The organism is Ruminococcus sp. AF31-8BH, from assembly GCF_003460605.1.
Classification (GTDB): Bacteria; Bacillota; Clostridia; order Lachnospirales; family Lachnospiraceae; genus Blautia_A; species Blautia_A acetigignens.
In genome coordinates, this window is sequence record NZ_QTVN01000011.1 from 1 (window position 1) to 24,208 (window position 24,208).

At 45.2% G+C, this 24,208-nt stretch carries 27 protein-coding genes; 23 read left to right on the forward strand and 4 right to left on the reverse strand.

The window, feature by feature from the left end; genetic code table 11:
- The 12 genes from DWZ38_RS22490 to rsfS form a co-directional block, all read left to right on the forward strand.
- A partial coding sequence (locus DWZ38_RS22490) for a hypothetical protein (RefSeq protein WP_207661325.1) occupies positions 1–213 on the forward strand: 213 nt, incomplete at its 5' end.
- A gap of 1,014 nt (positions 214–1,227) precedes the next feature.
- A complete protein-coding gene (locus DWZ38_RS14060) occupies positions 1,228–3,099 on the forward strand; it encodes a TIGR03960 family B12-binding radical SAM protein (RefSeq protein WP_117853578.1) in 1,872 nt (623 codons plus the stop codon).
- Positions 3,083–3,793 (forward strand): TIGR03936 family radical SAM-associated protein, encoded by a 711-nt coding sequence (locus DWZ38_RS14065; protein ID WP_021924985.1) that lies wholly within the window; start codon positions 3,083–3,085, stop codon positions 3,791–3,793. Before DWZ38_RS14060 ends, DWZ38_RS14065 begins: the two co-directional genes overlap by 17 nt.
- A gap of 17 nt (positions 3,794–3,810) precedes the next feature.
- Positions 3,811–5,046, forward strand: coding sequence for a ribonuclease E/G (locus DWZ38_RS14070; protein ID WP_243000271.1), 1,236 nt, complete (start codon positions 3,811–3,813; stop codon positions 5,044–5,046).
- 146 nt (positions 5,047–5,192) lie between these two features.
- Positions 5,193–5,498 carry a 50S ribosomal protein L21 gene (rplU, locus tag DWZ38_RS14075; RefSeq protein ID WP_117853582.1) on the forward strand — a complete coding sequence of 102 codons (306 nt, stop codon included), beginning with the start codon at positions 5,193–5,195 and terminating at the stop codon, positions 5,496–5,498.
- 12 nt (positions 5,499–5,510) lie between these two features.
- On the forward strand, positions 5,511–5,834 hold the full coding sequence (locus DWZ38_RS14080) for a ribosomal-processing cysteine protease Prp (RefSeq protein WP_117853584.1): 324 nt from the start codon (positions 5,511–5,513) through the stop codon (positions 5,832–5,834).
- Between the two features lie 5 nt (positions 5,835–5,839).
- Positions 5,840–6,127, forward strand: a complete 288-nt coding sequence (gene rpmA, locus DWZ38_RS14085) for a 50S ribosomal protein L27 (protein ID WP_015542711.1) — start codon at positions 5,840–5,842, stop codon at positions 6,125–6,127.
- A gap of 62 nt (positions 6,128–6,189) precedes the next feature.
- Entirely contained in the window at positions 6,190–7,482 is a 1,293-nt protein-coding gene (gene obgE, locus DWZ38_RS14090; RefSeq protein WP_117853587.1) for a GTPase ObgE, read from the forward strand.
- A gap of 64 nt (positions 7,483–7,546) precedes the next feature.
- On the forward strand, positions 7,547–7,840 hold the full coding sequence (gene yhbY / locus DWZ38_RS14095; RefSeq protein ID WP_021926529.1) for a ribosome assembly RNA-binding protein YhbY: 294 nt from the start codon (positions 7,547–7,549) through the stop codon (positions 7,838–7,840).
- The gene (gene nadD / locus DWZ38_RS14100) at positions 7,824–8,459 is read left to right on the forward strand and encodes a nicotinate-nucleotide adenylyltransferase (protein WP_330385744.1); all 636 of its coding nucleotides are present in this window, start codon (positions 7,824–7,826) and stop codon (positions 8,457–8,459) included. Before yhbY ends, nadD begins: the two co-directional genes overlap by 17 nt.
- 2 nt (positions 8,460–8,461) lie before the next feature.
- A complete protein-coding gene (gene yqeK / locus DWZ38_RS14105; RefSeq protein WP_021926527.1) occupies positions 8,462–9,067 on the forward strand; it encodes a bis(5'-nucleosyl)-tetraphosphatase (symmetrical) YqeK in 606 nt (201 codons plus the stop codon).
- Positions 9,068–9,139: 72 nt separating this feature from the next.
- On the forward strand, positions 9,140–9,508 hold the full coding sequence (rsfS, locus tag DWZ38_RS14110; protein WP_021926526.1) for a ribosome silencing factor: 369 nt from the start codon (positions 9,140–9,142) through the stop codon (positions 9,506–9,508).
- A gap of 334 nt (positions 9,509–9,842) precedes the next feature.
- On the opposite strand, the gene lexA is transcribed toward rsfS, so the two are convergent.
- Complete coding sequence (lexA, locus tag DWZ38_RS14115) at positions 9,843–10,463, reverse strand: transcriptional repressor LexA (RefSeq protein WP_021926525.1); 621 nt, start codon at positions 10,461–10,463, stop codon at positions 9,843–9,845.
- Between the two features lie 172 nt (positions 10,464–10,635).
- On the opposite strand from lexA, the gene DWZ38_RS14120 reads away from it, so the two are divergent.
- The 11 genes from DWZ38_RS14120 to DWZ38_RS14170 all read left to right on the forward strand — a co-directional run bounded on the left by DWZ38_RS14120 (position 10,636) and on the right by DWZ38_RS14170 (position 21,286).
- Entirely contained in the window at positions 10,636–12,099 is a 1,464-nt protein-coding gene (locus DWZ38_RS14120; protein WP_243000272.1) for an HlyD family efflux transporter periplasmic adaptor subunit, read from the forward strand.
- A 52-nt stretch (positions 12,100–12,151) separates the two neighbouring features.
- Positions 12,152–12,847: a YggS family pyridoxal phosphate-dependent enzyme gene (locus DWZ38_RS14125; RefSeq protein ID WP_117853589.1), complete on the forward strand. Its 696-nt coding sequence runs from the start codon at positions 12,152–12,154 to the stop codon at positions 12,845–12,847.
- Positions 12,848–12,871: 24 nt separating this feature from the next.
- The gene (locus DWZ38_RS14130; RefSeq protein WP_021926522.1) at positions 12,872–13,510 is read left to right on the forward strand and encodes a cell division protein SepF; all 639 of its coding nucleotides are present in this window, start codon (positions 12,872–12,874) and stop codon (positions 13,508–13,510) included.
- Between the two features lie 5 nt (positions 13,511–13,515).
- The gene (locus DWZ38_RS14135; protein ID WP_117853592.1) at positions 13,516–14,268 is read left to right on the forward strand and encodes a YlmH/Sll1252 family protein; all 753 of its coding nucleotides are present in this window, start codon (positions 13,516–13,518) and stop codon (positions 14,266–14,268) included.
- 16 nt (positions 14,269–14,284) lie between these two features.
- Positions 14,285–15,376, forward strand: a complete 1,092-nt coding sequence (gene aroB, locus DWZ38_RS14140) for a 3-dehydroquinate synthase (RefSeq protein ID WP_117853594.1) — start codon at positions 14,285–14,287, stop codon at positions 15,374–15,376.
- A gap of 6 nt (positions 15,377–15,382) precedes the next feature.
- A complete protein-coding gene (gene lspA / locus DWZ38_RS14145) occupies positions 15,383–15,916 on the forward strand; it encodes a signal peptidase II (RefSeq protein ID WP_117853597.1) in 534 nt (177 codons plus the stop codon).
- A 59-nt stretch (positions 15,917–15,975) separates the two neighbouring features.
- Positions 15,976–16,890 carry an RluA family pseudouridine synthase gene (locus DWZ38_RS14150; RefSeq protein ID WP_021926518.1) on the forward strand — a complete coding sequence of 305 codons (915 nt, stop codon included), beginning with the start codon at positions 15,976–15,978 and terminating at the stop codon, positions 16,888–16,890.
- A 106-nt stretch (positions 16,891–16,996) separates the two neighbouring features.
- Complete coding sequence (locus DWZ38_RS14155) at positions 16,997–17,656, forward strand: cytidylate kinase-like family protein (RefSeq protein ID WP_347519897.1); 660 nt, start codon at positions 16,997–16,999, stop codon at positions 17,654–17,656.
- Between the two features lie 198 nt (positions 17,657–17,854).
- Positions 17,855–19,294 carry an AI-2E family transporter gene (locus DWZ38_RS14160; protein ID WP_021926516.1) on the forward strand — a complete coding sequence of 480 codons (1,440 nt, stop codon included), beginning with the start codon at positions 17,855–17,857 and terminating at the stop codon, positions 19,292–19,294.
- Between the two features lie 4 nt (positions 19,295–19,298).
- The gene (dtd, locus tag DWZ38_RS14165) at positions 19,299–19,745 is read left to right on the forward strand and encodes a D-aminoacyl-tRNA deacylase (protein WP_021926515.1); all 447 of its coding nucleotides are present in this window, start codon (positions 19,299–19,301) and stop codon (positions 19,743–19,745) included.
- Between the two features lie 485 nt (positions 19,746–20,230).
- Complete coding sequence (locus tag DWZ38_RS14170; protein WP_117853600.1) at positions 20,231–21,286, forward strand: tyrosine-type recombinase/integrase; 1,056 nt, start codon at positions 20,231–20,233, stop codon at positions 21,284–21,286.
- Between the two features lie 124 nt (positions 21,287–21,410).
- Here the strand turns inward: DWZ38_RS14170 and DWZ38_RS14175 are convergent, their stop codons facing one another.
- From DWZ38_RS14175 to DWZ38_RS14185, 3 genes are all read right to left on the reverse strand, one after another.
- Positions 21,411–21,830 carry a hypothetical protein gene (locus DWZ38_RS14175; protein ID WP_021926513.1) on the reverse strand — a complete coding sequence of 140 codons (420 nt, stop codon included), beginning with the start codon at positions 21,828–21,830 and terminating at the stop codon, positions 21,411–21,413.
- A 161-nt stretch (positions 21,831–21,991) separates the two neighbouring features.
- A complete protein-coding gene (locus DWZ38_RS14180; protein WP_117853602.1) occupies positions 21,992–23,047 on the reverse strand; it encodes a serine hydrolase in 1,056 nt (351 codons plus the stop codon).
- Entirely contained in the window at positions 23,044–24,204 is a 1,161-nt protein-coding gene (locus DWZ38_RS14185; protein ID WP_021925856.1) for an FtsW/RodA/SpoVE family cell cycle protein, read from the reverse strand. Before DWZ38_RS14185 ends, DWZ38_RS14180 begins: the two co-directional genes overlap by 4 nt.
- Between the last annotated feature and the right edge of the window lie 4 nt (positions 24,205–24,208).

Below are 24,208 nucleotides of genomic sequence, written 5' to 3' on the forward strand. Positions count from 1 at the left end.
ACAAAAGGCTTTCAAGCAATAAGCGAACATTATGTTACTGCAAAACTGTGGAGACCGGGTCTTATATCCCTTACCAACAGGCGGAAGGAGCTGGTGAACCAGTTGGAAAAGGAAATGGATGGTATTATTATGATAATGATGCAGGCACTTATCTGCCCTGGTAAGCATGAAGAATTAAACATAACAGTCAACACCATACAACACATATTGTAAAACGAAAACTTTGAAATCCTATATATTGTGAAATTGAAATATGATATTTACAACATATTGTATAATATGTAATTGTTTGGGTTTCCACAAAAGCACACGATTTCTCTTGAATTTCTGAAATGACCTGTATTATAATAGGATAATTAACGGCATATACCACAGCCGGTACCGCAGTGACCAAATGCCGTTTTCGGGGTAAAAATAGGTTCAAACATGAGCATTATTTTTCCCACTTATTCAGAAAAAAAGGCACTATCCAAATCTAAACAGAAAAAGTTCTGTATTTGGTAAATAGTGATAAATTGCGAAAGGAAAAGAATGAGAAAATTAGCACTTAGTGACGAAATATTGCTCAGTGTTGACAATCTCTTTTTTCATTGTTGCGGCTGTAACAGCCATTTCTTTTGATTCTTTTCTCATTCTTTTTTCCTTTCTGCCATCATTGGCTAAGCATTTAACTATATTTCAGTTATATATTGTCCGATTTTCGCTCAGAATCCGATCTTTTATGAAAATTTTTGACAAAATTCTAAAAAAATGACATATTAATCCTGTAAGGTGGATGTCCATACAAAGAAATATATTTATAGAATACTTACACATTTAGTATGTAATATTTTTAAGAATGGTTATTTAAGAAAGGGTTTTCCAGGAAAGCAGATAACCACAAAGAAACAAGTACCTCAACATTTTTTGACAGAAACAAAAAAATATGACATATTAATATTGAAAAAAGAATCTTGTAAAAAAAGGAGGGACAGCAGACAATTTTCACCATTTCCACAAAAGCACACAATTTCTCTTGAATTTCTGAAATGACCTGTATTATAATAGGATAATTAACGGCATATACCACAGCCGGTACCGCAGTGACCAAATGCCGTTTTCGGGGTAAAAATAGGTTCAAAAATGAGCATTATTTTTCCCACTTATTCAGAAAAAAAGTCACTATCCAAATCTAAACAGAAGAAGTTCTGTATTTGGCAAATAGTGATAAATTGTGAAAGGAAAAGAATGAGAAAATTAGCACTTAGTGACGAAATATTGCTCAGTGTTGACAAAGCAGCCCGTTATATCGGCGGGGAAGTCAACTCTGTAATGAAAAATTTAGACGGGATAGATGTCCGTGTGGCGTTTTGTTTTCCGGATGTCTACGAAATCGGTATGTCCAACCTGGGTATGATGCTCCTCTACAACATGTTCAACAAGCGCCCGGACGTATGGTGCGAGCGTGTATACTCTCCGTGGCTTGATCTTGACAAGCTTATGAGAGAAAAAAATATCCCATTATTTGCATTGGAATCTCAGGATCCCATTAAGGATTTTGATTTCCTGTGCATCACCCTTGGCTATGAAATGTGCTACACCAACGTGCTTCAGACTCTGGATCTTTCCCAGATTCCGCTAAAAGCAGCTGACCGTGACCAATCATGTCCAATCGTAATCGGCGGCGGTGCATGTGCGTACAATCCGGAACCTCTGGCTGCCTTTTTCGACCTGTTTTATATTGGTGAAGGTGAAACCGTCTATGATGCACTTTTTGATGCATATAAGGCCAATAAGGAAGCAGGAGGCAGCAGAGAAGACTTCCTTCTGAAAGCAGCACAGATCCCGGGAATTTATGTTCCGGCATTTTATGATGTCACTTATAAGGAAGACGGCACCATTGCTTCCTTTACACCAAATCGCCCGGGAGTTCCTGAAAAAGTACAGAAGCAGCTGATCGTAGACATGGATAAAGGCTACTGTCCAATTGAAAAACCGGTTGTACCATTTATCAAAGCAACACAGGACCGTGTAACACTTGAGATTCAGCGCGGCTGCATCCGTGGCTGCCGTTTCTGCCAGGCAGGTATGATTTACAGACCGCTGCGCGAGCGTGATGTTGAAGAGCTGAAAGAGTCCGCCAGAGCCATGCTGAAGAATTCGGGCCATGAGGAAATTTCCCTCAGCTCCTTAAGCTCCAGCGATTACACCCATCTGGAAGAGCTGGTAAACTTCCTGATTGACGAGTTTAAATCCGCAGGCGTAAACATTTCCCTGCCATCCCTTCGTATCGATGCCTTTGCCCTGGATGTAATGAGCAAGGTGCAGGATATTAAGAAGAGCAGTCTTACATTTGCTCCGGAAGCCGGTTCCCAGAGGCTTCGTGATGTAATCAACAAAGGCCTTACAGAAGAGGTTATTCTCCACGGTGCAAAAGAAGCCTTCGTAGGCGGCTGGAATCGTGTGAAGCTTTATTTCATGCTTGGTCTCCCGACGGAAACGGAAGAAGACATGAAAGGAATCGCTCATCTGGCTGAGCGCATTGCAGAGGAATACTACGATACTGTTCCCAAGGAAAAGCGCCACGGAAAAGTACAGATCGTGGTCAGCACTTCTTTCTTTGTACCTAAGCCATTTACCCCATTCCAGTGGGCACCAATGTACACAGAGCAGGATTTCATTGACAAGGCAAAGGTTGTTAAAGAAGAGATTCGTGCCCAGCTGAACCAGAAGAGCATCAAGTACAACTGGCATGAGCCGGATGTTACTACACTGGAAGGCTTCCTTGCAAGAGGTGACCGCCGTGCTTCTGAGGTCATTTTAAAGGCCTATGAAAAAGGCGCCCTTTATGATGCCTGGTCTGAAAGCTTCCGCTACGATATCTGGAAGGAAGCTTTTGCAGAGACTGGCATTGACATTGAATTCTACACTCTTCGTGAGAGAAGCACAGACGAGATCCTGCCATGGGATTTCATTGATGCAGGCGTAACCAAGGAATTCCTGATCCGGGAATGGAAACAGGCCAAAGGCGAGGTGGTAACTCCAAACTGCCGCCAGAAATGTGCAGGCTGCGGAGCAAGACGTTATAAAGGAGGCGTATGCTATGAAGGTAAGAATTAAATTTACAAAAGAAGGCCCTATGAAATTTGTAGGCCATCTGGATACCATGCGCTACTTCCAGAAAGCGGTTCGAAGAGCCGAACTGCCCATCGCTTTTTCCGGCGGATACAGCCCCCATATGATCATGTCCTTTGCAGCTCCTCTTGGAGTTGGCGTTACCAGCACAGGAGAGTACTTTGACATGGAGCTTACAGAAACTCTTCCCACTGATGAGATCTGCCAGCGCCTTGACGCGCAGATGGTCCAGGGCGTTAAAGTTTTAAGCGCCCGCCAGGTGGAGGATGGAAAAGCAAGCAAAGCCATGTCCCTTGTTGCCGCCGCGGATTATCTGGTAGAATTCCGTGAGGGCAAAGCACCAGAAGAAGGCTGGCAGAACAAAATTGAGGAATTTATGAAGCAACCTGAGATTCTGGTCACAAAAGAGACCAAAAAAGGGGAAAAAGAGGTAGATATCCGTCCTTTCATCTATAAAATGGCTTTGCAGGAAAATGACCGCATTTTCTTAAGCCTTGCATCTGCAAGCGCCAACTACACCAAACCGGATGCCGTTATTGCCGCCTTTGCCAAATGGCTTGGATGGGAGCTTCCGGAATTTGCATGCATGATCCACCGTCTGGAAGTGTACGCAGATCTGGGAGACGAGAAGAAGCACAACTTTGTTTCCCTTGAATCATTAGGGGAAGAAATTAAATAAACAACCAGGTGAACCAATTGAGTAAACTAATCATAACAACCATGGAACTTGACGGCAATCAGTGCCATGCCAGTGCAATCGAGGAAGAAAACCAGATCATGGAGCTTCGTCTGGAAGCTGCCTCCCGCCAGTCCATTCTTGGAAATATTTATGTGGGACAGGTGGAAAACATTGCTGCAAACATCCAGGCCGCATTTGTACTGATTGCCCCTGGCGTGCGCGGTTATTTTCCCATTCAGGAAGCGGAGCATGTGATCTATGCCTCTGGAAAAGCCCTTGGAAGCCCCCTTCGCCCGGGAGATCAGATCCTTGTCCAGGTAAGCCGGGATGCCATGAAAGGCAAGCTTCCAGCCCTTACCGCCAACTTAAATTTCACAGGCAAATATCTGGTCCTCACAACAGGGAAAAAGAAATTCGGCCTTTCCGGCAAGCTTTCCGGCACGGAACGTCACACCCTTTCTTCCTGGCTGGAAGAGGAAGCAGCGCGTCCTGACAAAGAATATGGCCTTATCGTCCGCACCAACGCCGCACAGGCAGAAAAAAGCGAAGTCTTGCAGGAGCTTTCCTATCTGAAGAACCTCTATGAAAAAGTTGCGGTAAACGGCAGAAGCCGCACCTGCTTCAGCGTCCTTTATGAGACGGAACCGGTTTATCTCACCACCCTTCGGGATATTTACAGTGAAAACCTGACCGACATTGTGACAGACGATCCTCACATTTATGAGCAGATCACTTCCTATCTGAAGGAAACAAGCCCGGGAGAAGAGAGCAAGGCCCGTTTTTACCAGGACAAGCTCCTTCCATTATATAAGCTTTCCCGTCTGGAAAATGCCCTGGAGGAAGTCCAAAAAGAAAAAATCTGGCTGAACAGCGGCGGATTTATTGTGATCCAGCAGACCGAAGCCTTCGTTTCCATAGACGTAAACAGTGGTAAATTTACCGGAAAGAAAAAGGCAGAGGAGACCTACCGCAAGATCAATCTGGAAGCGGCAAAGGAAATTGCAAGGCAGCTTCGCCTGCGCAATTTATCCGGGATCATTCTCATCGACTTTATCAATATGGCAAATCCGGATCACAACGACGAGCTGTTCCACGTGCTTCAGAAATACCTGCGAAAAGATCCGGTGAAATGCAAAGCGGTAGATATTACGCCGCTGCATATTCTGGAGATGACCAGGAAAAAAGTCAGACGGCCTGTGATTGAAGAGATCAGACAGATAAGATCAGGTAGCACAATAGCAGATGCCAAATAAAATTTCAAAATTTTACAAAATATTTTAAAAAACCACTTGACGAACAGGGATCACCCTGTTATTATAATCAAGTATGCCGCACAAAGAGGTTTAAGAGCCATAAGGCCACCATATTTGGCGAGTAAAGTCTATAGGAGGTGCCACAAATGTACGCAATTATTGCAACAGGTGGTAAACAGTACAAAGTTGCTGAAGGCGACGTAATCAGAGTTGAGAAGCTCGGAGTTGAAGCTGGTGAAACCGTTACTTTTGATAACGTAATTGCAGTTAGCAATGAGGGATTAAAAGTTGGAGAAGACGTTAAGGATGCCAGTGTTACCGCTTCTGTAGTTGAGAACGGAAAGGCTAAGAAAGTCATCGTTTACAAGTACAAGAGAAAAACTGGATATCACAAGAAAAACGGTCACAGACAGCAGTACACCAAAGTTAAAATCGAAAAGATCAACGCTTAATCTGGTGCTGTTATGATCAATATTACAGTTAAGAAGAGAAATGGCTCTTATCTGGATTTTCTGTCCAGAGGACATGCAGGCTATGCCGAAGAGGGACAGGATATTGTATGTGCCGCTGTATCTGCTTTGATCATCACAACTGTGAATTCACTTGATGCATTCACAGAAGAGAAGATTGAGGTTGGAGAGGATGACGGATACGTATCCATCCATTTTAAAACAAATCCTAATACTGAGCGCGGGAAGCTTCTTATGGATTCCCTTATTCTCGGATTAACAGAAATTGAGCATAGTTATAACAATCGATATTTGACAGTAAGAGTCAAGGAGGTGTAACAACAATGATGAAGATGAACCTTCAGTTATTCGCACATAAAAAGGGAGTTGGTTCTACAAAGAACGGTCGTGATTCCGAGTCCAAGAGATTAGGTGCGAAGAGAGCAGACGGACAGTTTGTTAAAGCCGGCAACATCCTTTACAGACAGCGCGGAACTAAGATCCATGCAGGTGAGAACGTAGGATGTGGAAAAGACTATACCTTATTTGCACTGACCGATGGTGTTGTAAGATTCACCAGAAAAGGCCGCGATAAGAAACAGGTTTCTATCGTACCAGTAGAGGCAGAGTAATCAGTAGAGCAAGAGGCTTCAAATCTATAAAGGTTTGGAGCCTTTTCTTATAAAGGAGATTTATGTTCGCAGACAGAGCTACCATTATAATCCGTTCCGGTAAAGGCGGCGACGGCCATGTAAGCTTCCGCAGGGAAAAATATGTACCTGACGGCGGTCCGGATGGCGGCGACGGCGGTAAGGGCGGAGACGTAATTTTTGAGGTAGACGAGGGACAGAATACCCTCGGAGACTACCGTCATAAGAGAAAATATAAGGCAGAAGACGGCCAGGAGGGCGGCAAAAAGCGCTGCCACGGAGCCGATGGAGCTGATATTATATTAAAGGTACCGGAAGGCACCGTAATCATGGACGCAGCTTCCCGCAAGGTTATTGCAGATATGTCCGGCGACAATCGTCGTCAGGTCGTTCTGCGCGGCGGACGCGGCGGCAAGGGAAACCAGCACTATGCAACTCCAACTATGCAGGTTCCCAAATATGCACAGCCAGGTCAGCCTTTCCAGGAGCTTGAAGTTCTTCTGGAGCTTAAGGTGATCGCTGACGTTGGACTGGTAGGTTTTCCTAATGTAGGTAAATCCACCTTTCTTTCCCGTGTCACAAATGCAAAGCCAAAGATTGCCAACTATCACTTTACAACTCTTAGCCCGAATCTTGGAGTTGTGGATACTGAGAATGGCGGATTCATCATCGCAGATATCCCAGGTCTGATTGAGGGAGCTTCTGAGGGCGTAGGCCTTGGCCACGAATTCCTTCGCCACATCGAGCGTACCAGAGTTTTGGTACACATTGTAGACGCAGCTTCCACAGAGGGCCGTGATCCTATCGATGATATTTACAAGATCAACAAAGAGCTTGAGGAGTACAATCCGGAGATTGCAAAGCGTCCTCAGGTAATTGCAGCCAACAAAGTGGACTGTATTTTTGACGATGGACAGGAGAATCCTGTTGATAAACTGCGCAGGGAATTTGAGCCTAAGGGAATCAAGGTATATCCCATTTCCGCAGTTACCGGACAAGGTGTGCGTGAGCTCCTTTTCCACATTAAGGAACTTTTGGATAGCTGTCCGAAGAAGGCTATCGTATTTGAGCAGGAATTCTTCCCGGAGGATGCACTGATCAATGAGACCCTTCCATTTACCGTGGAGATCGATGAGGAGGATCCCTCCGTATTTGTTGTGGAAGGACCCCGCATTGAGAAAATGCTGGGCTACACCAATCTGGATTCTGAGAAGGGCTTTGCCTTCTTCCAGCGCTTCCTCAAAGAGGGCGGCATTCTGGAGGAACTGGAAGCAGCCGGAATTCAGGAAGGCGATACCGTCCGCATGTATGGATTTGAATTTGATTATTACAAATAAACCATTGATTTTATGTATTTTGCAGCCTGTGATGTATAATCGGCTGCAGTTCAGGAGATAAATTATGACAAGCAAGCAGAGAGCATATTTAAAAGGTCTTGCCATGAAAATGGATGCCATCATCCAGCTTGGCAAGGGCGGTCTTACACCGGAAAATACAAAAGCTGTTGACGAAGCTCTTGCAGCCAGAGAGCTGATCAAGATCAGCGTGCTGCAGAACTGTCTGGAGGATCCGAAGGAAATGGCACAGGTTCTTGCAGAGCGCACTCATTCCCAGGTTGTACAGGTAATCGGCAAAAAGATCGTATTATACCGTGAAGGTAAAAAAGAGAAGAAGAAAATTGAACTGCCAAAATAATCACAGAAAAATCGGGATTATGGGCGGAACCTTTGATCCCATCCATATGGGACATCTGATACTTGGCGAGCAAAGCTATGAGCAGCTGAAGCTGGATAAGGTATTGTTTATGCCAGCCGGAAATCCTCCGCACAAGAAGAACCGAATTGGCAGAGCAGCTGATGAGCAGCGTGTAGATATGGTCCGCCTTGCCATTTCAGATAATCCTCACTTTGAACTGTCTCTTGCGGAAATGAACGAGACCGGTTACACTTATACCTACCGCACTCTGGAGGAATTAAAGGAATCAAATCCCGATACGGATTATTATTTTATCATCGGAGCCGATTCTTTATTTGCCTTTGAAGAGTGGCGTGAGCCCGAACGTATCTGTGCAGCCTGCACTCTTGTAGTTGCTGTGCGTGATCACGCTTCCAGGGAGCAGCTTCGCGAGAGGATCCAGTATCTCTCAGAGAAGTATCATGGACATTTTGTTATTCTGGATACTATGAACATTGATGTATCCAGTCACCTGATACGCCAGTGGATAGCCAAAGATAAAAGTCTGAAATACTACGTTCCGGATCTTGTGATCTCTTACATGAAGGAAAATGGAATCTACAGAAAGAAGGAAGTCTGACCATGGCAGATTATGATTTTGCGAAAATAGAAAAAAAGCTTTCCAAGTATCTGGATGAAGATCGTTTTCAGCATACCATGGGAGTCATGTACACCAGTGCCTGCCTGGCTATGGTACACGGATATGATGTGAAGGATGCACAGGTTGCCGGTCTTCTTCATGACTGTGCCAAATGCATCCCAAATAAAAAGAAACTGAAAATGTGCAGTGAGCATAATATCCCGGTGTCTGATTTTGAACTGGGGCATCCTTTTCTTCTCCATGCAAGATTAGGGGCATATATTGCTCATGAAAAATACGGAATTGACAATCAGGAGATTCTTTCTGCCATTAATTACCATACTACAGGCAGATGTGATATGAGTCTTCTGGAAAAGATTATTTATATTGCGGATTACATTGAGCCTATGCGCTATAAGGCAAGCCGTTTGCCTGAAATCCGTAAAATCGCATTCCAGGATCTGGATGAGTGTATGTATGAGATTCTTAAAGATACGCTGGAATATCTGGAAGAGGATTCAGCTGAGGATATCGAGCCAACTTCCAGAGAAGCTTATATTTATTATAAAGAATTACATAATAAACGCAGCAATGTTACCAATAGCTGACAGCGAAATGAAAGTTTCTGCCGCATAGCAGAAACCGCTGTACTGTTACTACTATACCGAAAGGAGCAGAACATGAGTACAGTAAGCACAGAGAAAATGATGGCACAGATTGCCTGCAAGGCAATTGATGATAAAAAAGGACAGGATATCAAGGTAATCGATATTCATACTGTTTCCGTAATTGCAGATTACTTTGTAATCGCAAGCGGTACCAACTCCAACCAGGTTCAGGCGATCGTAGACAATGTTGAGGAACAGCTTGGACGTGCTGGATTTGAAGCAAAGCAGATCGAGGGAAACCGCAATTCCAGCTGGATTCTCATGGATTACGGCGATGTGATCGTGCATGTATTTGATGAAGAGAACCGGCTTTTCTATGATCTGGAGAGAATCTGGAGAGATGGAAAAGTGCTGGAAATGGATGAATTTCTGGAGAAATAATGTATGATAAAAGCCGTATGGGCAAACTCGTCTCAAACCTAAGAGACAGAAGATGCTCATGCGGCTTTTATTTTACTCACAAATCCTGCATTCTTTCAGACATAAGCTCTTTCACTTCTGATTCATCGGCTGACAATTCTACGCATCCTGACATATATCGTTCTATAAGTTGTCAATAATAATATTATGTAAATAAAGCACTTAAAAAATTAATCTCTTATATTTTGGTACCTTTCAAAATATAAGAGATTAAGAGTCCCTGCATACTACGAACGGCTTTCTGCAGGATTTGCATCATACTTTACGGAAATGAGTATGGGGCGCACTTTAAAACTTACTGATAAAAGCGCATCACACCGAATACTTTCCCCAGAATCTTTACTTCGCCTGTGACGATGATCGGATCCATGGCGTCATTCTCCGGCTGAAGACGGTAGTAGCCTTTTTCTTTATAGAAGGTCTTCACTGTGGCGGAATCCTCTACCATGGCAACTACAATATCTCCATTATCAGCCGTAGGCTGCTGCTTCACAAGCACCTGGTCGCCGTCGAAGATTCCGGCATTGATCATGCTGTCACCCTTAACCTTAAGCATGAAGCTCTGCTCATTAGGCATGAACTCTGATGGGATCGGGAAATAGCCTTCTACGTTCTCCACGGCAAGAATAGGCTGTCCGGCAGCTACCGTTCCTACCAGGGGAACGTTCACCACTTCACGGCGGACCAGATTAAAATTGTCGTCAATAATCTCAATGGCTCTCGGCTTGGTGGCATCGCGGCGGATGTAGCCGTTCTTCTCAAGGGCTTCTAAGTGCGCGTGAACAGAAGAGGTGGATTTCAGATTTACGGCCTCACAGATTTCACGGACTGCCGGTGGGAAGCCGCGGTTCAAGATTTCACTTTTTATATAATCCAGGATTTCCTGCTGTTTTTTACTGATTTTACCATATGTCATAAGAGTTTTCCTCCGAAATTCATTCAACTTTTTTCTATCATATCATATTTTTCTTTATTAAGCAAACAGATATTCTGAAAATATGTTCGTTTTCCTCTTTTTTGTTCACAGACTTTTCTTCTTGTTTTCCTTGTGTTCAAAGGCAAAAAATGGTACAATTGTTTGGCACGAATTGAACGATTACAAAACAGATATGTTGCCGGCAGGCGACATGATCAAAAACAAAGGGGGAATCTGCTTGTCCGAAAAGAAAACGAACAAACCGGGGCATATGGCCGGGCTTCTTGTACAGTTGAAGAAAATATTCGGACTCAACATCGCCACCATTGCTTTTGGTGTTTTGCTGATTTATATGGTATTTACAGCAGTCCTTTTGATCACCTCCACACATATAGAGTCCTATCAGGTAACCACAGGACCCCTTTCCCGGAATGAAACCTATACCGGCCTTTCCATTCGGGAGGAGAGTGTATTTAAGGCAGAGTCATCCGGTTATGTGAATTATTACGCAAGAGAAGGCAGCAAGATCAATGCCGGCGGAGCGGTCTACGGCTTAAGCTCCGGCAAGACCTCCGAGACTTCCGCGGCACTTAGCTCGGAAGACCTGGCGAAAATCCGCAGCTCCATGCTCAGCTTTTCCAAAAGCTTTTCCGGAAGCAAGTTTAACAATACCTACAGTTTCAAGAACCAGCTGGAGGGCAGCATTCTTCAGTACGAGGGAATCTCCACAGACGGGAATGCCAGTTCCCAGGTAGTTTCCATTGGGGGACAAAACGTATGCAAGGCCCAGGAGGACGGAATTATCCTGTATTCCATGGACGGCTATGAGAATAAAACGGTTGATACCCTCACAGCAGAGGATTTTGACCAAACCTCGTACCATGAAACAGATCTGAAAACGGATGCCCAGATACAGACGGGAGATAATATTTATACCAATATCACCAGTGAGCTGTGGAGCCTGATCATTCCGCTCAGCGATAAGCAGGCTGCCAAGCTGCAGGGACGCACCACCATCCGTGTGAAATTTCTCAAGGATGGCATGACCCAGAGCGGTGATTTTTCCATTGTCAAAATAGACGAGGCCAAATACGGCAAGATTGATTTCAGCCGCGGCCTGATCCGGTACGCATCAGAGCGTTTCCTGGATATTGAGCTTGTTACCAACACGGTAACCGGGCTTAAGATTCCCCTTTCCGCTAACACTTACCGGGATTTTTACGTGATCTCTTCCGAGTATTCCACCACAGATGCCAACGGCGTCATCGGCTTTAACAAGGTTTCCAAGGATTCCGACGGAAACACAGTCAAAACCTTCATCAAAGCTGGAATTTACGGAAAGCTGGTCACCGGCTATGATTCCTCGGGTAAAAAGGAAATCTGCGATTATTATGTAGATAAAAGCGCATTCAAGGAAGGAGATGCACTGGTAAAGAATAATTCCAACCAGCGCTTCATTGTCAGCGAGACCATATCCCTGGAAGGCGTATACTGCATTAATCAGGGCTACCCTGTTTTCCGTTGGGTTGAGATTCTGGATCAGAATGAGGAATATGCCATCATTTCCAGTTCCACTTCCTACGGCCTTTCCAGATATGACCGCATTGCCAGGGATTCTTCCCAGGTGAAGGAATAAGATTTTTCTATTTCTATTGATTGATATACCATTTTTAAGGAGGCTTATAAAAATGTTAGCTGAAAATTTACAGCAGGTAAATGCAAATATTGAAAAAGCCTGTGCTGCTGTGGGGCGTGCTCCCAGTGAGATCACACTTGTTGCCGTAAGCAAGACCAAACCCGTATCCATGCTTCAGGAAGCTTATGATGCCGGAGCCCGTGTTTTCGGGGAAAATAAAGTCCAGGAGATCATGGACAAATACGATCAGCTGCCCTCTGATATCCAGTGGCACATGATCGGCCATCTCCAGCGCAACAAGGTGAAATACATCATTGACAAGGTTGCCATGATCCATTCCGTGGATTCCCTGCGTCTTGCACAGACCATTGAGCAGGAGGCTGCCAAGAAGGAGCTGGTGATGCCGATTCTTCTGGAAGTAAACGTAGCAGAAGAGGATACCAAATTTGGTCTTAAAGTAGAAGAAGTGCTTCCGCTTCTGGAGCAGATCAGCAGTTTTTCTCACATTCAGGTCAAAGGACTTATGACAATTGCGCCTTTTGTAGAAAATCCAGAGGAAAATCGCGAAGTTTTTCGTACATTAAAAAAATTAAGTGTTGACATTAGTGCCAAAAACATTAATAATGTTACTATGAGTGTTCTGAGTATGGGTATGACCGGAGATTATCAGGTTGCTGTCCAGGAAGGCTCGACTATGGTACGCGTAGGTACTGGAATTTTTGGTGAGCGTAATTACGCCACAGTGTAAGAAGACTAAGATTGGAGATTGAAAATGAGCGTTTTTGATAAATTACTGGATACTATTAAGCTGAATGATGATGACTATGATGAAGATGGTTATTTGGATGAAGATTTAATGGATGATGACGAAGAGGGCGATTTCTTCGATGATGATCCTATGGATGACAAGCCTAAGAAGAAATTCTTCGAGAAATTCGGCCGCAAGAAAGAGGATGACTTCGCAGATGAGGAAGAGACCTTCAAGGAAGAGCCGATACATACTGCTGCCGCTCCGAAGCCAACAGCAGCCAAGGCTCCTGTGAAACAGCCGGCTGAGAAACAGCGTCCTGCCGCATCTTCCAAGATCACTCCAATGAGAAGCAGCCGCCGCGCCAACCAGGCTTCCTCTATGGAGGTTTGCGTGATCAAGCCAGCTTCCATGGAAGACACCCGCGAGATTGCAGACACACTCCTTGACAATGCAACTGTAATTTTGAACCTGGAAGGCATTGATGTAGAGCTGGCACAGCGTATCATTGACTTCGCATCCGGCGCATGCTATTCCTTAAATGGATCTCTTCAGAAGATTTCCAGCTATATTTTCGTACTTGGACCGTCTTCTGTTGACATTACAGGTGACCTTCAGAATATTCTTGGCGGATCTACACCGTCCGTAAGAGCTGGTTATTAATTTTTATGGATAAGGACGATTTTTTACTTAAGAGAATCCGGGAGCTGGCAAATCTCTCTTATCAGAGAGATATTGTCACCTTTACGGATTTTCTTAACTTAAATGAACAAAATATGCTTGCCACCCTGAAGCTCCGGCAGATGGGCGTAAGTGTGAAGCTTTTTGGCGGCTACAACCATGCCGAGCGGCAGATGGCGGCCTTTTATCCAGGTACTGTAGGCTTTTCCTGGGAATATCCCATCGACTGCCTTAAGATCATCCCGAAAGCCCTTCGTTTTTCCGAAGAGCTGGGACACCGGGACTACCTGGGCGCGATTCTGAACCTGGGCGTTGACCGCAGTGTGGTTGGAGACATTCTCATTAAGGATAAAGAAGCCTGGGTTTTCTGCCTTCACAAAATGTCAGATTTTTTTATAGACAATCTGGTCCGCGTGCGGCACACCACTGTGCTTGTTACCAGGGTAGAGCAGGCAGAGGAAATTCCAGAACCGCAGTTTGAAGCTATCAGCGGCACCTGTGCTTCCGTTCGCCTGGATTCCCTAATCGGACTGGCTTTTCAGACGTCCAGAAGCAGTATGGTTTCCTTTATTGAAAGCGGTCTTGTGTTTGTAAACGGCAAGCTGATCACGTCCAATGGCTATGAGCCTAAGGAGGGAGACATTATTTCCGTCCGCGGAAAGGGGCGCTTTATCTACGACGGCGTTTCCAGACAGACCAAGAAGGGCAGGCTGGGCGTGCGGCTTCGCAAATATATCTGAAGAGAGGACGATTACTATGGCAGAAGAAAAATTACTGGTGAAACGCGACGGGGATTTCTGTTACCCCATTTATTTTGAAAACGACTTTCAAGCTCTTTCCGGTGCATTGAAAGAAGAGGGGCTTGCAGGCAAAAAAATGTGCATCGTCTCTGATTCCACCGTTGCTCCCCTTTATGCAGAGCAGGTGAAGGCAGAGCTTCTGAAAATAACCGATCATGTCTGCCAGTTCGTGTTCCCGGCTGGTGAAGCACATAAGAACCTGGACACAGTGGAAGACCTGTACCAGTGCCTGATTGAGAACGGACTTGACCGCAAGAGCCTTGTGGTTGCTCTTGGCGGCGGCGTAACAGGGGATCTTTCCGGATTTGGGGCCGCGACCTATCTTCGGGGAATTGATTTTATCCAGATTCCAACCACCCTTCTTGCGCAGGTAGACAGCAGTGTAGGCGGCAAAACCGGCGTAGATTTCAGACAGTTCAAGAATATGGTAGGTGCCTTCCACCAGCCCCGTCTGGTTTATATGAACATGGCCACCCTTCAGTCCCTTCCAGAGCGCGAATTTGGCTGCGGACTGGGCGAAATCTTAAAGACCGGACTGATTTGCGACAAAGAGTTTTTCGACTTCGTATGCGCCAATTACGAGGTAATACGCACAATGGATCCTGGAATGCTAGCTGTAATGATCCGCAGATGCTGTGCCATCAAGGCTGGCGTTGTAGAGCGTGACCCTAAGGAACAGGGCGAGCGTGCCCTTCTCAATCTTGGCCACACCATCGGACATGCTGTAGAAAAGCTGATGAATTTCCAGCTGCTTCACGGACAGTGCGTGGGAATCGGCCTGGTTGCCGCAGCTGCCATTTCCAAAGAGCGGGGACTGCTTACCCAGGAGGAATACCAGCAGGTATGCCATGCACTAGAGATTTACAATCTGCCTTTATATGTGGAGGGACTTTCCCCACAGGATATCCTTGCCGCTACCAAAAAGGACAAAAAAATGGAACAGGGACAGATCAAATTCATTCTCATGGACGGTCTTGGAAAGAGCTTCATTGACAAAACAGTTACAGATGAAGAGCTTCTTGTGGGAATCCATGCGATCTGCAGGTAATGCCCTATGAAAGAGCAGACACTGTCCCAGGACAGACAAACCAGGCCATTAAAGGCTCCCAGGCTAAAAGGCTTCCTGCTGATCCTGTTTCTGGTGCTTTTTGACCAGATTACAAAGCTTCTTGCAATCCGTGGCCTGAAGGACAACGCAGGCGTTACCCTGATTGACCGCGTTCTGGTGCTGCGGTACCTTGAGAACCGGGGCATGGCATTCGGGCTTCTTCAGGGCAGGCTTTTGTTTCTGGTGCTGATCTGTCTTGTATTTTTTGCAGCCATTATCTACCTTTTTGTAAAGGCTCCGGCTACCGCCTATTACGGGCCCCTGCTTTTTACTGCAGCAGTTGTATTTTCCGGGGCTATGGGGAATTTTATTGACCGTGTTTTCCGCGGATATGTGGTGGATTTCATCTATTTTTCCCTGATTGATTTTCCCACCTTTAATGTAGCTGATATTTACGTTACCTGCGGCATTATTGCCCTGGTATTTCTCATCTTTTTCCGCTATAAGGAAGAGGATGACTTTGATTTTCTGAAACCGTGAACACCAGGCAGGAAGCTTCCTTTGACCGCTTCCATGCCGGAGAGGAGTTTTGAAATAATATGGAACTGTTAGAGTTCACCGCAGCAGATGAGGAGGCAGGGGTTCGCATAGACCGCTGCCTTTCTGATAAATATGAGGATCTTTCCCGCTCTTATCTTCAGAAGCTTCTGAAGGACCAGGGCGTAACCGTCAATGGGAAGATTGTAAAAGCAAATTACAAACTGCAGGCCGGGGATCTGGTGCAGACCACTGTGCCGGATTTAAGCGAGCCGGACATCCTTCCGGAAAACATTCCTCTTGATATTCTGTATGAGGATGATGACGTACTGGTGGTCAACAAACCCAAGGGAATGGTGGTGCATCCTGCAAACGGACACACCAGCGGAACCCTGGTAAATGCCATTATGTACCACTGCCAGGGAAATCTTTCCGGAATCAACGGAGTAATGCGTCCCGGCATTGTCCACCGCATTGACAAAGACACCACCGGGGCACTTCTTGTGTGCAAAAATGACACCGCACACCGGGATCTGGCCCAGCAGCTGAAGGACCATACCATCAAGCGCCGATACCGGGCTATTGTTTCCGGCAATCTGAAGGAGGATGAGGGAACCGTAGAGGGGCCAATCGGCCGTCACCCTGTTGACCGCAAGAAAATGGCCATCAACTACAAAAACGGCAAGGATGCCGTCACCCATTATAAGGTTCTGGAACGTTTCGGGAACGCCACCTATATAGAGTGCCGTCTTGAGACAGGCCGCACCCACCAGATCCGTGTACATATGACCAGCCTTGGGCATCCCCTTCTGGGCGATGAAATCTACGGCTCCGGCAAAAATCCCTACCATCTCCAGGGACAGACCCTTCATGCCATGGTCCTTGGGTTTGTACATCCCCGGACCGGAGAGTATATGGAATTTTCTGCACCTTTGCCAGAATATTTTCTTAATTTGTTAGAAAAATTAAGAAAATAGTTGTCATTTTACCCAGATGTAGTGTATAATAGTCTTACAATATTTCTGTGAAACGCCATTTACAGAAAAAACGTTGCTGCGCACGAAGTTGACAGTGACAAAGGAATTGCAGAAGGGAGTGGCAGCTATGAACAATACTACAAGTTCAATTATTACCATCGGACGTGAATACGGAAGTGCCGGAAGACAGATTGGCCAGGAAGTAGCCAGATATTTCGGAATCAAGTGCTACGACAAGGAGCTTCTGGAGCATGCAGCAAATGACAGCGGTATCTGCAAGGAATTATTCGAGAATCACGATGAGAAGCCTACCAACAGCTTTTTGTATTCTCTTGTAATGGATACCTATTCTTTTGGATATTCTTCTGCGGGATTTACAGACATGCCTATGAACCATAAGGTTTTCCTGGCACAGTTTGAGGCCATCAAGAAGCTGGCTGCAGAGGGACCGTGCGTTATGGTCGGCCGCTGTGCGGACTATGCACTTGCAGATAACAAGGACTGCTTCAGTGTGTTCGTCCATGCGGATCTGGACTGGAGAATCAATCGTATTGCAGGAAAATACAATAAAACTCCGAAGGAAGCCAAGGATATGATCACCAAGACGGATAAGAGCCGTGCAAGCTATTACAATTACTACACCAATAAGAAATGGGGCGCAGCTGCAGGCTACAGCCTTTGCGTTGACAGCGGAGTGCTTGGCATTGAGGGTGCTGCGCAGGCGATCATCAATACCATACATATTTTCGATGACCTGAAGAAATAATTCTTTTTCAGTAATGAAATAAACGGCGTCAGGCTCACCTTTTTCCTGAAGGCAGGAGAGAGGTGAGCCTCTTTATTATTTTATACTTTTTTAATAAGACAGTTCGGCGATAATATGATATAATGAAAGGAACCGCTGTTATGGTAAACGAAGCCATATATTTTCAGCAATTATGTTGCAGGAGGATGATCGAATAAGATGAAATTACGCTGGGACAATCAGCATGTTCGCTGGGGAGTGACTGCCTTCCTTGTAATTGCAGCCAGTATGCTTTTTTATTACGGTGTTTTCCATATGAAGACCCTGATCACAGGAATCCAGACCTTTCTTGGAATCCTTACACCTATTGTTTATGGAGTTGTGATCGCATTTCTTCTCACACCTCTTCTTAATTTTCTGGAGAAGACAATCATTTATCCCATTCTTCAGAAGAAAGAGGTCACAGTAGGAAAGAATGGACGCAAAGCGATCCGCTGGGCCTGTGTCCTTTTGTGCATGTTCCTTTTCTTGGCACTGATTTATGCCTTGATTATGATGGTTCTGCCAGAGTTGATCCGAAGCGTTATGAACCTGATCTACAGCTTTCCAACCTATATGAAAGCCAGCCAGAAATGGCTTCAGAGTGTTTTGGAGAAATGGAATCTGAACAGTCAGGCACTTGATACCCTGGATCAGTACACTTTAAATGCCCAGAATTACCTGACACAGAATATTCTTCCTCAGATGCAGGAGATGCTGAAGAATATTTCTGCCGGTGTTTTTGACCTGATCAATTTCCTGAAGAACTTCCTGATCGGAGCCATCGTTTCCCTTTATCTGATGGCAGACAAGGAAGGCTTTATCGCCAAGGCGAAAATGCTCACATATGCAGTATTTTCTCCGCAGCACGCGAATTTTATCATCCGTTCCATGCGCTTTACCAATAAGACCTTTATCGGCTTTTTCATTGGAAAAATACTGGATTCCGCCATCATCGGCGTGCTGTGCTATATTGGCATGAACCTTCTTAGCATGCCATACATCCTTCTGATCAGTGTGATCATTGGCGTAACCAACGTAATTCCGTTTTTCGGACCTTATCTGGGAGCGATTCCAAGTATCTTCCTGATTTTGCTGGTGGATCCGCTGCAAGCTGTTTATTTTGCGATCTTTATTCTGGCCCTTCAGCAGTTTGACGGCAATATCCTTGGACCGAAGATTCTGGGAGAGTCTACCGGATTGTCCAGTTTCCTTGTTATCGTTGCCATCCTGATCGGAGGCGGTATTTTCGGAATTCCTGGCATGATCATCGGTGTTCCGGTGTTTGCAGTTCTCTATGCAGCGCTGGATAAGCTGGTTCATTTTAGCCTGGTTTACAAGAAGGTTCCAGATCAGGAGCAGACTTACGTGAACATTGACTGCCTGGACCCTGAGACCCACGAGCCGGTTCTTTTCCCGGAGGAAGAGCCTAAGCACGCCCAGACTCCAAGGCGTACCGCAATGCTGGAATTTACCCTTACATTGCTGAAAACCATCCAGAAAATTCTTATTACCATCTGGACATTTATTAAGAAATATTCACTGATTATTTATGCAAAAGTCAGACAATTAATAGAAGAGTACAAACAGAAAAAAAACATCAAAAAGGACGGACAGTAATCATATGAGACTTTTAATACAGCGCGTCAATCATGCCGATGTTAAGGTAGACGGGGAAACCGTTGGAAGCATCGGCAAAGGATTCCTTGTACTGGTTGGCGTTGGTCAGAATGACACCAGAGAAATCGCAGACAAATACCTGAAGAAAATGCTGGGGCTTCGGATCTTTGAAGATGCCAACGGCAAGACGAACCTTTCCCTGGCAGATGTAAATGGGGAGCTTTTGATGGTTTCACAGTTTACCTTGTATGCAAACTGCAAAAAGGGAAACCGGCCAAGCTTTATAGAAGCCGGCGCACCGGATCAGGCGAATGAGCTTTATGAGTATATGTTAAAGGAAGCTGCCAAGGTTGTTCCAGTTGTTCAGCACGGCGTGTTTGGCGCAGACATGAAGGTTTCCCTGGAAAACGACGGACCATTTACGGTGATGCTGGACGAATCCATTCTGTGAGCATGGCTGCATCATTGATTGTACAAATTACAAATACGGTAGAATTAGAATTGAAGCAGCTGATAAAATCATCAATTATTATGAAATAAAAATCTAATTTATTAATGCACATAAAATATGCTGGAAATTCATAAAAAACGCCGGAAAGGCAGGAAGAAGCGGCTGATCCGGCGTTATGTTCCTCATCTCAATCTATACGACAAACCCGAGTTTTTCATATAGATAGGCCTGGAAAGAAGCCACTTCTCTGGATAAACGGCTATTTGGCCGTTTAATGGCCATCTAGACTGTATTTTGGGGCTTTGTTTTTAATTGCATTTTTTGCTAATTATTTTATTGTTTACCCGTTGCTTTTTAGAATTTTATTTCTCATTGCCATGTACTTTATTACCTTACATATCATTGCCCGTTGTCTTAGTTGAAACGCAGCTATACATTTATCATCACATTCTATAAACAACGAACTTTATAAAGGAGAAATTCTCATGGATAAAAAAGTCACTTACCACGAACAAACTGACGTTGAAAATACCTTGCGGCTTCGTGACGTTCTGAAAACCTTGCCTCCATTTTGCAGGGATTTCTTTCGTGCCATTGAGCCACGTACCACAACCAAAACCAGAATTTCCTATGCTTATGACATCCGGATTTTCTTCCAGTTTCTCCTGGAGCAAAATCCAGCCTTCAAGGACTGGTCTATGGATGCTTTTACCGTAGATATTCTGGATCAGATCACAGCCATTGATCTTGAGGAATATGAAGAATACCTGAAAGTCTACCAGACTGGCGACAAAACTGAAACCAACGGCGAACGCGGCCTGAAACGCAAAATGTCTTCCTTAAGAAGCTTTTATGCCTATTATTTCAAACGGGAAATGATCCATACCAATCCAACGGTCCTGGTAGACGTTCCGAAAATCCACCAGAAAAGCATCATCCGCCTGGAAGCCGATGAAGTTGCCCTGCTTCTTGATTATATCGAACACGGCGGCGATGACCTTACCGGACAGAAAAAGGTCTACTACGAGAAAACCAAGGACCGCGACCTCGCTCTCGTCACTCTCCTGCTGGGAACAGGTGTTCGTGTTTCGGAATGTGTCGGTCTTGACATTGAGGATGTAGATTTCAAAAATAACGGAATCAAGGTTACCCGAAAAGGCGGAAATGAAATGGTTGTATATTTCGGCCCTGAAGTAGAAAAAGCCCTGAAAAACTACCTGGAAGTGCGCAAAAATATCGTCCCTGTAGAAGGCCACGAGCACGCTCTCTTCTACTCTACCCAGCGCAAACGGATTGGCGTCCAGGCCGTCGAAAACCTGGTCAAGAAATACGCCCGCCAGGTTACCACCACCAAGAAAATCACCCCTCACAAGCTCCGCAGTACCTACGGTACCGCCCTGTACCAGGAAACAGGGGATATTTACCTTGTAGCCGATGTTTTGGGTCACAAGGACGTCAACACCACCAAGAAGCATTACGCTGCCCTGGACGACTCCAGACGCCGTCAGGCCGCCACCGCAGTAAAGCTGCGTGAGGACTGAACCATTGAAATACATATAAGGCCAACAGCCAGAAAAAGGACACGTCCCATAACGAGTCGTGTCCTTATGTACCTCTGGTTTGGTTTTACTGAATTTTATAGCTGCAATATCATATCATCTGTGATTATAATGCTACTGCAATCTTATCCTGTAATGCTTCTGGTAACTCTTCTTTATCAAGAGAAATACTTACAACTACGGAAATACCATATTTCTCGCTGATCTTGTTCAGCTGCTCAAGAGTATCTGTAACGTCTGCATCTTCCAGCTTGGAAACCTTCAGGAAGCTGTCCAGATAAATCTGCTCAAGATCGTGATCCTGAGAAATAATACCGCAGATAAAACCTACAAACTCGTCTGCATTCTTCAGCGGATAAGAGGAAACGTCGATAAGACGTACCTTGTTGTTAAGCTCATACATGTGCTTGGTACTCTTGTCAAGATAAACAATGCTTCCATTAGCTTCTTTCACTGCATTGTTTACTCTGTCTAAGAGCACTTTTGTTTTGCCTTTGCCTTTCTTTCCTACGATCAGTTCAACCATGATGTTTTCCTCCTTAGACAATATGATATTAAATTTTACCCAAAACCTTGTTTAATATAATTCATATTATAGTATAATTTTTCTAAAAAGACAAGAGTTTTTTTGAAATTTCTGTCTATTTTTCTCAATTGTGTAAAAACTGCACAATTCAGCAAACTGCGTCAATTGATGTTCTGCAGCAAAGAGGACATCTGCTGGTAAAGCTCATCCTTGGTAGAAGCTCCCATAACAATAGAGATATACGGCTTTCCGTATGCGTTCTGGCTTAACAGGGCAAGACAGTTGCCGGCATTGTCTGTGGTACCGGTCTTTCCTCCAAGAATAGTCACATTCTTAGGCGGAGTCGCCTCTCCGGTCAGATAATGGTCTGTGGCTGTCAGAGTCGTGCTTGCGCTGCTTCCGTCTGCATGGGTGTATTCTACCGTATAAGAGCCCATCTGGGTAATCTGGGTAAATTCCGGATAATTCAGTGCTTCCTTCAGCATCAGGTAAATATCATATGGCGTGGTATAATGATTTTCGTCCTGCAGTCCGTGTGGGTTGGTAAAATGGGTTCCCGTGCAGCCAAGCTCTTTCGCAAAGCTGTTCATCATCTCCACAAAGCCCTCTGTAGAGCCTCCTACATGGGTTGCAATGGCGGAAGCTGCATCATTTCCGGAATACACCAGAAGACAATGCAGAAGCTGATCCATGGTCACCTGATCCCCGGCCCAGAAGCCGCAGACCTGAGAACCGGATTCCAGATCCAGATTCTCCTGGGTAATGGTCACTACATCATCCATATTTCCATATTTCAGCGCCAGCATGGCAGTCATGATCTTGGTGATACTGGCTGGATATACCTTCTCAAGTGCCTGTTTGGAATAAAGCACCTGCCTGTCATCCAAATCCAGAAGAAGCCCTTTCTGGTTCTCTCCAAGGGAAACCCCATCCATAGGAACATCCGAAACCACCACACAAAGCTTCTTGGCAAAGCCATCCGCCCGCAGGCTGTCTGTCCCTGTAATTCCGCCGGAGAACTCCCGGGAGGCCATATAAGGCTCATCCAGCTTGCCAAACAGCGTTCCGTTTCTTAAAAGATAAATAGACCCGATTCCCGCTCCGCCAAGGAAAATCAAAAGGAGCACCAGCAAAATGGTTTTCTGGATCCTTTTTTTCCTGGATCTGCGAAATTTGGCGGACTTACGCCTGGAGTTGTTTTTTTTCGCCGCTGTCATAAGTATTCCTCTTTCTTATCAATTTCTTTTTTCTTCAGTTCTTTATTGTATGCGCTGCTCTGCAGACCTACATTCATCACCAGTCCCATACCGATAAACAGACTGATCAGAGATGTCAGGCCGTAGCTTACAAAGGGCAGCGGCGTACCTGTATTCGGTGCAAGTCCGGTGGCAACGCAGATATTCAGAAAGCTCTGTATGGCTACCACGCTGCCTACCCCGCAGCAAAGTATTTTCCCCGCAAGATCCTTGGCTCGAAGACTCATTCGTATGCACTCTATCGAAATCAGCAGAAGCAGAATCACAATGGCCGTGCACCCGATAAATCCATACTCCTCTCCTGCAACCGCAAAAATAAAGTCCGTCTGGTTCTCCGCAACGAAGTTTCCTTCATTTACAGAAGAAACATAGCCGTCACTGGTCAGTCTTTTTCCCACCAGCTCTCCGGATGCGATCGCAGTCTTGGAGTTGTTCTGCTGTTCAATATCTTCCTGATATTCCGCGTTCTCCGGGTATAAGAAAGACATGATACGGTCTCTCTGATAGCTCTTGATTAGAGTCTGATCCGGCTGCACCACTATGGAAAGGAAAATAACTGCCAGCGGCACCGCGATCAGGATTGCCCCGCCGATAATCTTGTAGCTTAAGCCCGCCACATACAGCAAAATACAGAAGATCACCGTTACAGTAATGGTATTTTTCATATCCGGCTGTGCATAGATCAGTGCAAGGGGAACCGCAAGAAGGATTGCCGACTCTGCAAGGATCTTAAACGTATTGATATCATCCTCATGGTCCATAAAAAACTTGGCAAAAAACAGGATAATGATAATCTTGGAAAGCTCGGTAGGCTGGAAACGGAAGCCTCCGATATCCAGCCATCTTGAAGCACCTCCTGCCTCGCTTCCGAACAATCGTACGCCAATAAGCATAAGCAGATTAAAGCCATACATGATCCACTGGAAATTCAGGATCCAGGAATAATCCATTAGCGATAAAATAATCAGGATCACAACTCCCGTCACAACTCCCAACAGCTGTTTGTTGCGAAGATCCGGGGACGCGCTTGCAACCAGCTGTACTCCAAACAAACTGATGGCAAGCAGCAGGGCTACCAGCTTAAAATTGTAAAAACGCAGCTTATACTGTCTAATCATATAT

Bases quoted from the DNA above. Each gene is read 5' to 3' on its own strand.
- DWZ38_RS14180 (WP_117853602.1), bottom strand. From the start codon at position 23,047: ATGACAGCGGCGAAAAAAAACAACTCCAGGCGTAAGTCCGCCAAATTT.
- DWZ38_RS14135 (WP_117853592.1), top strand. From the start codon at position 13,516: ATGGATAAGGACGATTTTTTACTTAAGAGAATCCGGGAGCTGGCAAAT.
- rpmA (WP_015542711.1), top strand. From the start codon at position 5,840: ATGATGAAGATGAACCTTCAGTTATTCGCACATAAAAAGGGAGTTGGT.
- DWZ38_RS14080 (WP_117853584.1), top strand. From the start codon at position 5,511: ATGATCAATATTACAGTTAAGAAGAGAAATGGCTCTTATCTGGATTTT.
- aroB (WP_117853594.1), top strand. From the start codon at position 14,285: ATGGCAGAAGAAAAATTACTGGTGAAACGCGACGGGGATTTCTGTTAC.
- DWZ38_RS14150 (WP_021926518.1), top strand. From the start codon at position 15,976: ATGGAACTGTTAGAGTTCACCGCAGCAGATGAGGAGGCAGGGGTTCGC.
- rsfS (WP_021926526.1), top strand. From the start codon at position 9,140: ATGAGTACAGTAAGCACAGAGAAAATGATGGCACAGATTGCCTGCAAG.
- DWZ38_RS14160 (WP_021926516.1), top strand. From the start codon at position 17,855: ATGAAATTACGCTGGGACAATCAGCATGTTCGCTGGGGAGTGACTGCC.
- DWZ38_RS14125 (WP_117853589.1), top strand. From the start codon at position 12,152: ATGTTAGCTGAAAATTTACAGCAGGTAAATGCAAATATTGAAAAAGCC.
- DWZ38_RS14060 (WP_117853578.1), top strand. From the start codon at position 1,228: ATGAGAAAATTAGCACTTAGTGACGAAATATTGCTCAGTGTTGACAAA.
- yqeK (WP_021926527.1), top strand. From the start codon at position 8,462: ATGGCAGATTATGATTTTGCGAAAATAGAAAAAAAGCTTTCCAAGTAT.
- yhbY (WP_021926529.1), top strand. From the start codon at position 7,547: ATGACAAGCAAGCAGAGAGCATATTTAAAAGGTCTTGCCATGAAAATG.
- dtd (WP_021926515.1), top strand. From the start codon at position 19,299: ATGAGACTTTTAATACAGCGCGTCAATCATGCCGATGTTAAGGTAGAC.
- DWZ38_RS14175 (WP_021926513.1), bottom strand. From the start codon at position 21,830: ATGGTTGAACTGATCGTAGGAAAGAAAGGCAAAGGCAAAACAAAAGTG.
- rplU (WP_117853582.1), top strand. From the start codon at position 5,193: ATGTACGCAATTATTGCAACAGGTGGTAAACAGTACAAAGTTGCTGAA.
- DWZ38_RS14185 (WP_021925856.1), bottom strand. From the start codon at position 24,204: ATGATTAGACAGTATAAGCTGCGTTTTTACAATTTTAAGCTGGTAGCC.
- lspA (WP_117853597.1), top strand. From the start codon at position 15,383: ATGAAAGAGCAGACACTGTCCCAGGACAGACAAACCAGGCCATTAAAG.
- lexA (WP_021926525.1), bottom strand. From the start codon at position 10,463: ATGACATATGGTAAAATCAGTAAAAAACAGCAGGAAATCCTGGATTAT.
- DWZ38_RS14065 (WP_021924985.1), top strand. From the start codon at position 3,083: ATGAAGGTAAGAATTAAATTTACAAAAGAAGGCCCTATGAAATTTGTA.
- obgE (WP_117853587.1), top strand. From the start codon at position 6,190: ATGTTCGCAGACAGAGCTACCATTATAATCCGTTCCGGTAAAGGCGGC.
- DWZ38_RS14130 (WP_021926522.1), top strand. From the start codon at position 12,872: ATGAGCGTTTTTGATAAATTACTGGATACTATTAAGCTGAATGATGAT.
- DWZ38_RS14170 (WP_117853600.1), top strand. From the start codon at position 20,231: ATGGATAAAAAAGTCACTTACCACGAACAAACTGACGTTGAAAATACC.